The organism is Mesorhizobium sp. WSM4829 (assembly GCF_055811475.1).
Map to the genome: position 1 here is coordinate 1 of NZ_JBVVQJ010000074.1, position 9,323 is coordinate 9,323.

Sequence of the window (9,323 nt, forward strand, 5' to 3'; positions counted from 1 at the left end):
TATGCACGCAAGGCAAAGGCGCATGGATCGCCGACGCGCTGCTGGTGCTTGGAAACAACAACGAGGCAAACAACAATGGCTGACAGCATCTCTACTCGACGCGACGCTGGCGTCCTCTGATATCTCTATTCGGTGACAGAGCGAAAAGCTGCCCAAACGGGAGAGTGCCTTCGAGGAGCGCGACCTATTTCACATAATTTCTTGCCGACCTCGCATTCCGAAGACACGCTGGGGGAGCATTCGGATTGGAGGAGATGACTGTCTGCTGATGCGCAAGTGAAGGAAGCAACGTCAATGTTTGATGAGCCATCGAGCAACTCCGAAAAATTGCCGCGAGGGGTTGGTCTGCTGGGTGGCGGCATTGTGGGCAGCGGATGGGCCGCAAAGTACATTTTACACGGCGTTAATGTGTGGCTGTACGACCCAGATCGCCGCGCTGCCGAGCGCGTGCAGGCAACCCTAGCCGCCGCGCGTCGCGCATATCGTGGTTTGACATTCAACCCGCTGCCCCGTGAGGGCTCGTTGACATTCGTAAGTTCGCTTATTGAAGCAGTTCGAGACGTGGAGCTGGTCCAGGAGTCCGCGCCAGAGCGGCCGGACCTCAAGCCGCAGTTGTTAGCAGAGGCCAGCCGAACAGCCGCACCTGAAACCTTGATCGCGTCGTCTTCCTCAAGCGTGCCCCCATCGCTGCTTCAGGAACTGGCCCAACATCCTGAGCGCGTGCTGGTCGGCCACCCTTACAATCCTGTATACTTGCTCCCACTGGTGGAAGTGTGTGGCGGCAAGCTAACAGACCCGGGCGCGATAGATCGCGCGGCCGAGATTTATCGCTCTGTGTGCATGCGTCCGCTTATACGCAAAGAATGCGATGGGTTCATTGCTAAGCGCCTGCAGGAGGCCGTTCTGCGTGAAGCGCTTTGGATGGTGCATGATGATGTTGCGACGGCACAAGAGGTTGACGATTCGGTACGTCTTTCCTTCGGGCTGAGCAGTCCGGTCTTTGGACCTATTCAAGACTATCGCATTACGGGTGCCGAGCAGGATGCGCGTAAGGCAATGCAGGACTTGTGTCGTTCGCTCGAGTTGCGGCTATCGGATGGTCCTGAGCTCACGGATGAGTTCTTGAATAAGCTAGCAATGCACTCGGACGAGCAGATGGCGACCATGGGGGGCACCAAGATCGAACAGACGCGTGATGATTGCATCGTCCGAATATTGCGGGGTCTTCGCAGGCAAAACCAAGGTGCGGGAGAGGTAGTCGCGCATTTGGAAGATCAGATCGCCGAACGGCCTCCCATGCTTGCAAATGCCTCTTGTCCGTTTCAGATGCCATCAATTGAAATTCCCACTTCTTGGACGGACCTCGACGGACATATCACAGAAAGGTGTTTTCTCCAGCTCTCTGGTAGCGGCAACGAGTATCTATGCCGGCATCTGGGTGTCGATCGAGGATATCGCGCCACGCACGGCGACTTTTATACACTTGAGACACATCTATCTCATGTGACAGAACTGCACGCAGGCAACCATGTCGAGGTGAGCACGCAGGTCCTAGGGGCCGACGAAAAGCGGCTCCATGTTTTTCATGTGATCAAACGCCAAGGGATAGAAAAGCCGGTTGCTACGAGCGAGCAGATGCTGATTCATGTCAGCGCGGGCACGGGGCGTAGCGTCCCCATGCAAAGCAAGGTCCATGAGCGCCTTCTGGACATGTTACAGTTGCATTCGGATATGCCTCGTCCGACGCATGTCTTTGCCAGAATTCGTAGCGGCTGAGCGAAACCTGGCCCATGTGCTTCGATCGAGGGAGGTGCTTGGCGGGGCGGTGACAATTCACTATCTACGCCATATGCCGGATGACGCTTGAGGCCGTTGCCTGAAGGGGCGCTACGCTTATGAAGCGATCCTTCGTTGCTGGAGAGATTAATGACTGAGCAAAAAACACTAGGCGCTGCGAGCCGGATCGCCAGGGTCACTTGCATTGGAGGTGGCCTAATTGGGGCCGGTTGGGCCGCGCATTTTATGAGGGCCGGCCTTGAGGTCGTGGTTTATGATCCAGCTGCCGAACGGGAGACTGTTCTGAGGGAGTACCTAGCCAAGGCAAGGCCGAGCCTTGCCAAGCTGGGAATGGCACCGGACGCCTCGCCTACGCGCGTGCACTTTACAACGAACATGGAGGAAGCCCTTAAGGGTACGGATTTCGTTCAAGAAAGTGCGACCGAAAACGTCGACGCCAAGATTAAACTGATTGGCGAAATCGATGCTCTCACGGCGCCTGATGTTGTCATCGCTTCGAGTTCTTCAGGTTTCCTGGCCGCCGATTTGAGAAGGGCAGTCCGGCATCCAGAGCGCATCCTGATCGGTCATCCCTTCAATCCACCATACCTCGTGCCTCTTGTAGAGATTGCGGGTGGCGACGCCGCCTCGCAGGCAGCTGCCACGGCATCAGAATTTTACAAATCGACAGGATGCGAAGTGGTCTCACTTGACCGGGAGATCGCCGGTTACATTGGGAATAGAATTCAATACGCGGTTTTGAGGGAAATTCTTTACATAGTGTCTCAAGGAGTAGGTGACCTTCAAGCGATCGACACGGCTATTGCTTCTGGTCCAGCCTTAAGGTGGGCTGTTATGGGCGCATCATCGGCATTGTTTCTTGGGGCGCGAAACCCAACCGCTTATGGCGACTACGCAGAAGATCTCGCCGACGAGATGGAGCGGTACCTGGCGCCGCCAGACTTCCAGCCAGATCGGCAATTGATGCGAGCATATGGCGAACAAGTATTGAAAGGTATTGGCGCCAACGGCCAAGCCGAGCTTATGGAATTGCGAGATGCAGGGGTGGTGGCGATTAGAGGTGCATTGCGGCGAGCAAAAGAGAGCCTTAAAGGTGCCAAAATGTGACTAAGGTCAAGACGTGGAAAATGTGGCCAAACCGATCCGCTTAACGATCCCAACCAGGTCAACTTCTCTACCATGTAATGAAGCTTCTGCGGGTGGAAGTTGCTGCCGATTGGATTGAATATAAGGCGCAAATAATATACTCAGTCTTTCGCGGAAGATTCCGATTCGCTTCTCCAGCGAATCGCGGCCGATATCGCTTATCTTAAAAGGGCACAGCTACTATACGGTAGTCATGTCCGATTGCCCGCTGAAGCTAAGCTTGGTGATGTTTTGTACGTCGACGCTCAACTGCTTCCATCATATGGCGAGAAGGTCCATATTTTCATGTGGTTGCGCAAAAGCCTCAAATGTTTGATGGTTGGCGACCTACGAAAACTTGATGCTCCATGTCTCGTCAAGCGAGCGACGTTCCATAGCGCCCCTGTCGGGGCGTTATGGAACTTAACTCGCGTTCAGGGATTTGCGGCATAGCCGATGGCATGAACACCGCGACCGTCAGCTACAAGCGCCATGGTTTCCCGCCGCAGATCATCGCCCATGCAGTCTGGCTCTACTAGAGGATCCCCTTGAGCCTGCGTCTGGTCGAGGAAATGCTGCTGGAGCCCGGGATGCGGGATCGGGCTTTCGTGTGAGACAATCGACCGGTCGGCATCGCGCAACATGGGTGCCCTGCCGAAGCATCTGCCGCGCTGCGAGGAGGTGATCGAGCCGGAGAGCACAGTCTGCTCCCGTTGCGGACTTCCCCTCCATCGCATCGGCGAGGATGTCAGTGAGGCCCTCGATATCGTTCCGGCACTGCTGCGTGTGATCCGAACGATCCGGCCCAAATACGCCTGCCGGGCCTGCGAGGCCCATGTCGTCCAGGCGCCGGCGCGAGCGCGAGTAATGGACGGGGGCATGGCAACGACGCAAGGACGGCGCTGGTGGCGCATGTGGTCGTCTCCAAGTTCGCCTGGCATCTTCCTCTCTATAGTCAGTCGCAGATCTTCTCGGGTTACGGCATCCATCTCGATCGTGGCACGCTTGGCGGCTGGGTCGGACGGGCCGCCTGGTGGCTGAGGCCGCTTTACGATCGCCTGCTTGCCTTCATCCGCTCGCAGCCGCGGGTGTTTTGTGACGAAACGCCGCTGCCGCGACTTGATTCGGGACGCAAGCGGACGAAAGTCTGCCAGTTGTGCGCCCAAGCCGTCGATGATCGTCCCTGGCAGGGACCGGTTCCGCCGGCAGTCGGCTATCCGCCCACGCCTCGTCGCACACCAGCCGCTTTAGTGCTTTCACCAGGATGAGCTGCAATGGAAGGGAACTCCGATCGTAAATCTTTGCCCCTGGGAATAACTCTCGATTCTAGTGCGCGAGTGGCCAATCCGTCTAACGTCATGTGCGTTTAGTTCGCGAGCCACTTCGCGCGCAGAAAGCAGCGGACACTGGGACTATCGCAAAAAGGAGCCGCCTGACGATGAAAACTGCGATAAACAGTGAGTGCGTTACATGAATAAGATTCATGGTGACGCGAAATCGGCGCTTGAGGGTCTGTTATTCGACGGGATGCTCATTGCCGCGGGCGGATTTGGGCTATTGCGGTATTCCCGAGCTGTTGATCGATGGCATACGGCATGCGGGTACGAAGGAGCCGACGATCGCGTCGAACAATTGCGGCGTCTACGACTTTGGGCTTGGCGTGCTGCTCAAGACCAAGCAGATCATGAAGATATCTCCTCTTATGTCGGCGAGAATGCCGAGTTCATGCGCCAGTACCTGAGCGGGGAGTTGGAACTTGAGTTCAATCCGCAAGGGACGCTGGCTGAACGCATGCGTGCCGGCGGTGCCGGCATCGCCGGCTTTTACACCAAAACCGGCGTGGGCACCGTCGTGGCAGGGTAAAAGAGCACAAGGTCTTCGACGGGGAGACCTATGTGCTTGAGACCGGCATCGTCGCCGACCTGTCAATTGTGAAAGCCTGAGATGCCTCAGGCACCCTCGTGTTCCGCAAGACAGCGCGCAACTTCAACCCGCCGGCTGCCACCTGCGGCAGGATCTGTGTCGCCGAAGTCGAGGAGATCGTGCCCGTCGGCAGCCTGGAGCCTGACCAGATCCACCTGCCGGGGATCTATGTGCATCGCCTGATTGAGGGCAAGCACGAGAAACGCATTGAACAGCGCACGACGCGTGCTGCGGCTTGAAGGGGAGGGGGGCAAGATGGCTGGGACAGAAACCAGATGGCGGCGCGGGCCGCGCGCGAGCTTGAGGACGGCACTTATGTCAATCTTGGCATCGGCATTCCGACGCTCGTGGCCAATCATATTTCGGACGGCATTTACGTGACGCTGCAGTCGGAGAACGGCCCGCTTGGGATCGGTCCATTCCCGGCCGAGGACGAGATCGACGCCGACCTCATCAATGCCGGCAAGCAGACGGTAACGGCACTGCCACATTCGGCCTTCTTCGACTCTGCCCAGAGCTTTGCGATGATCCGCGGCGGCAAGATCGCGATGGCGATCTTAGGCGCCATGGAAGTGGCCGAGAAGGCGACCTCGCCAACTGGATGATCCCCGGCAAGCTGGTCAAGGGCATGGGCGGCGCCATGGACCTTGTTGCCGGTGTGAAGCGCGTCGTCGTTGTCATGGACCACACCAACAAGGCCGGCGAATCCAAGCTGTTGAAGGCCTGCACCCTGCCGCTACGGGTAAAGGGTGGTCGACCGCATCATCACAAACTTGGGCTTCTCGACGTGGTCGAGGGCGGGCTGAAGCTCGTCGACTGCGCCGATGGCGTCGCTGAGAACGAACTCCGCGGCGCAACCGAAGCAACGATCGTCAACTGAGGCGGGTGTGCTGGCTGGAGCCGCCAGTTCCAAAACAGAGGGAGCGATTATGACCAAAACCTCCATCGTCGTCGCCAGCGCCGCCCGCACGGCGGTCGGCTCCTTCAACGGCAGCTTCGCCGCCACGCCGGCCCATGAGCTCGGCGCCGTGGTCGTCAAGGAAGTTTTGTCGCGTGCCGGTGTCGAGGCGGCCGAGGTCGACGAGGTCATCCTTGGCCAGGTGCTGACCGCCGCCCAAGGTCAAAACCCGGCCCGCCAGGCCTCGATCATTGCCGGCCTGCCCAAGGAAACCACTGCCTGGAGCCTCAACCAGGTTTGCGGCTTGGGCCTGCGCGCCATCGCGCTCGGCATGCAGCAGATCGCCACCGGCGACGCCAAGGTGATCATCGCCGGCGGCCAGGAATCGATGTCGCTGTCGCCGCATGCCGAACATCTGCGCGCCGGCGTCAAGATGGGCGACTACAAGATGATCGACACCATGATCAAGTAAGGCCAGTGGGACGCCTTCAATGGCTATCACATGGGCAACACCGCCGAGAACGTCGCCCGCCAGCTCCAGATCACCCGCGACGATCAGGACCAGTTCGCGCTGGGCTTGCAGAACAAGGCCGAGGCCGCGCAGAAGGCCGGCAAGTTCAAGGACGAGATCGTCGCCGTCACCCTCAAGGGCAAGAAGGGCGACACCATATAAATCCGCGACGGCGCGACAATCGACGCCATGACCAAGCTGAAGCCGGCCTTCGACAAGGATGGCACGGTGACCGCCGCCAACGCCTCCGGCATCAATGACGGCGCCGCCGGCGCGCTGCTGATGAGCGAAGCGGAAGCGGTGAGGTGCGGCATCACCCCGCTGGCACGCATCGTGTCCTGGGCGACCGCTAGCGTCGACCCGCAGATCATGGGCACCGGACCTATGCCTCGCGCAAGGCCTTGGAGAAGGCCGGCTGGTCGGTCGGCGATCTCGACCTGGTCGAGGCCAACGAGGCCTTTGCCGCGCAGGCCTGCGCCGTCAACAAGGACATGGGTTGGGATCCCTCGATCGTCAACGTCAATGGCGGCGCCATCGCAATCGGCCATCCGATCGGTGCGTCCGGCGCCCGCGTCTTCACACGCTGGTCTTCGAGATGCGCCGCCGCGGCGCCAAGAAGGGGCTGGCCCATCGGCGGCGGCATGGGCGTCGCCATGTGCGTGGAACGAACATAGCGGAGCAAAGCAGAAGCGATGGGCGCTGCCAACTTCCGCCTCTGCCACGTGTCGCTTGAGCGCTCTTCGGCGGCAGCAGCGGTGTGCGAGTAGAGTGTGAACAAGAAATGCAATCCGCGACCTCTTGGAAAGTAACACGTTCAGCCCAGCCGGACATGACGGTGGGTCTTACCGCTTCAGCATCGCACTAGCGGACGCACACCTGGCGCTGCACCTCGCTACCGAAAAGGGAGCGCACGTCGCGAGTCATTTTCTGTCACTCGCTCCGTTCCGCCGGCTGATCAAGGATTACGCCTTGATGTGCGAAAGCTACTACTATGCCATCGCTTGGCCCGGACCGGGAGAGGCTCGATGCGATCGAAATGACTCGGCGCGCGATCCACGATGATGCTGCCGAACTGCTGGGGAGCGTCTCTCATCGAAGGTGAGCGTCGACAAAGACACCGCTCGTCGGCTGTTCACGCTGATTCACGCCCTATGTGCAGAATGCCGCCCTCGAAGTGCGTTGAGCTGGAAAGGGAACTCGTAGCATCGCAGCGTCCCAAAGACAGAACTTAACAAAAGAGTTGACTGCTGGCAGGGCGTTGTGGATCCGGCATGTCATGCAGACTGCAATGTCACACCGTGATGGCTCTCATTTTTGTGAGCGTCGAGCAATTAGAAGATTAGAAGAGGATATCTGAGTTGCGCGTAGAGACACCACCAGCGCGTCATTCGGGCGAGGCGCGCCCTGTGATGACCCCGGCAGCCGCGGTTCAGCTGGAAGCCTGTGCCACGAGTTTCTGGAGAGCGTTGGCCAGATTTTCCGCCAAGCCATGTCGTTCCTCGATCTGTCCCAGGGACTTGCCGAGCGGATCATCCAGTGCAACTCAACCTATACGGTGCGCTTCGGCGTCAGGTTGCGGGGGCGGATGTGCAGAGGAGCGCTTAAGATCGACCCACGCGAATGGACGCCGCAGGAGCTCGAGCGCATCACCAGGCGCTTCACCTAGGCGCTCACCAAGCGCGGCCTGATCGGTCGCGGCCTCAACGTGCCGGCCCCGGACGTGGGGACAAGCGAGCGGGAAATGGCCTGGATGGCCGACGAATTCCGTCGTGCCAACCCGACTGACGTGATCAACGTACGCGCCTGCGTGACCGGAAAACCGCTCTCCAAAGGCGGGATTGCCGGACGAACGGAGGCGACGGGCCGCGGCGTGCAGTTCGCCATCCAGAGCTATCTCCGGGACGCCCGCACTCCGGGGATTGTCGGGGGACGGCGCGACCTCAAGCGCATCCGTGATCGTTCAAGGGTTCGGCAATGTGGGCTCCCACGCTGCCAAGTTCCTTTCCGAGGAAGATGGCGCGCGGATCACCGTCATCGCCGAGCGCGACGGATAAACGCCATGGCCCTGCGGCTGAAGGCTAACCGCCGCCGGGCAATCCCCACACGGCTCTCGGCTTGCCCAGCAGGCAGAGCTGGCCGAAACCGTGGAAATCGACCCGGCCCCGCCGTCGATGGCGAGGTGCGCTGGCGGCGCATCGATCTTCAACGCGACACAGAGAAGTTGAAGCTGGCGCATCGCGCATTGCCCCACTCGGACCTGAAGTCGCCGAGCGCGTGGTGGCACTGACGTTGCAAGACCCGCCTGGCTAGACGACGCACTGGACCGCCGACATGATGGCGCAGGCTGCCGGCATCAGCGCCAGCGCAGTGCGCCCCATCTGGAAGGCGCACGGGCTGCAGCCAAACCGCTGGCGGCAGTTCAAGCTCTACAACGATCCGAAGTTCGTCGAAAAATTGCGCGACGTCGTCGGCCTCTACGTCGATCCGCCGGCCCACGCGATCGTGCTATCGGTCGACAGAAGAGATCCCATGGGGAGTGGATAGCGACCGACGCTCTGGCAGAGTGAGGTCGCTGACACACCCACTCTGGAGGCGACCATGCAAATTATCACTGACCGACCCCAAGCGCCGACCGCTATCCGCACCGATCTTGGCGCGATTTTCGTCTCGTTGGAACTTAGTCGATCGACCTGGCTGATTACATCGCTGTCGCCGGGCGGCGGAGAAAAGATGTCGAAGCATACGGTTCGTAGCGGCGATGTCGCTGGACTGGGGGCGCGGTTCTCTCAGCTCAAGGACAATGTGCGGGTCCGCACGGGGTAGATCGTTCCAATCATCGTGATTCAGGAGGCGGGTCTCGACGGCTTTTGGATCCACCGCTTGCTCGAGCACGTCTTCGGATCAAGGCGCTACTCTTCGCCCAGGGCATCTCTGACTATGAGCCCTTATTGCGCAACCCTCAGCGGACAAGGCGGCCCTCACCGAAGGGTACGTAGATTTTGGCCTTACGCAAATCTGAGTCCATCTCAAAAGCAGATGCCCACGATATAAAAACTAAGTTTGACGATA

General features: G+C 59.5%; 3 protein-coding genes and 9 pseudogenes. All 12 read left to right on the forward strand.

The features are described 5' to 3' along the window. The first annotated feature begins 294 nt into the window (after positions 1-294). Positions 295-1,776, forward strand: a complete 1,482-nt coding sequence (locus AC0L17_RS33655) for a 3-hydroxyacyl-CoA dehydrogenase NAD-binding domain-containing protein (protein ID WP_473518891.1) — start codon at positions 295-297, stop codon at positions 1,774-1,776. 150 nt (positions 1,777-1,926) lie between these two features. Then, entirely contained in the window at positions 1,927-2,904 is a 978-nt protein-coding gene (locus AC0L17_RS33660) for a 3-hydroxyacyl-CoA dehydrogenase NAD-binding domain-containing protein (RefSeq protein ID WP_473518892.1), read from the forward strand. 479 nt (positions 2,905-3,383) lie between these two features. Further along, positions 3,384-3,458: pseudogene (locus AC0L17_RS33665) on the forward strand (IS6 family transposase); the annotation flags it as partial. Positions 3,459-3,546: 88 nt separating this feature from the next. After that, positions 3,547-4,139: pseudogene (locus AC0L17_RS33670) on the forward strand (transposase); the annotation flags it as partial. Between the two features lie 253 nt (positions 4,140-4,392). Next, positions 4,393-5,084 (forward strand): annotated as a pseudogene (locus AC0L17_RS33675) (CoA transferase subunit A). A 36-nt stretch (positions 5,085-5,120) separates the two neighbouring features. Continuing rightward, positions 5,121-5,725, forward strand: a pseudogene (locus AC0L17_RS33680) (3-oxoacid CoA-transferase subunit B). 49 nt (positions 5,726-5,774) lie between these two features. Continuing rightward, positions 5,775-6,485, forward strand: a pseudogene (locus tag AC0L17_RS33685) (thiolase family protein); the annotation flags it as partial. Positions 6,486-6,655: 170 nt separating this feature from the next. Then, positions 6,656-6,928: a hypothetical protein gene (locus tag AC0L17_RS33690; protein WP_473518893.1), complete on the forward strand. Its 273-nt coding sequence runs from the start codon at positions 6,656-6,658 to the stop codon at positions 6,926-6,928. Positions 6,929-7,052: 124 nt separating this feature from the next. Next, positions 7,053-7,457: pseudogene (locus AC0L17_RS33695) on the forward strand (UPF0262 family protein). A 286-nt stretch (positions 7,458-7,743) separates the two neighbouring features. Then, positions 7,744-8,305 (forward strand): annotated as a pseudogene (locus tag AC0L17_RS33700) (Glu/Leu/Phe/Val dehydrogenase dimerization domain-containing protein); the annotation flags it as partial. A gap of 190 nt (positions 8,306-8,495) precedes the next feature. Beyond that, a pseudogene (locus AC0L17_RS33705) lies at positions 8,496-8,777 on the forward strand (IS630 family transposase); the annotation flags it as partial. A gap of 75 nt (positions 8,778-8,852) precedes the next feature. Further along, a pseudogene (locus AC0L17_RS33710) lies at positions 8,853-9,140 on the forward strand (IS110 family transposase); the annotation flags it as partial. Positions 9,141-9,323 lie beyond the last annotated feature (183 nt).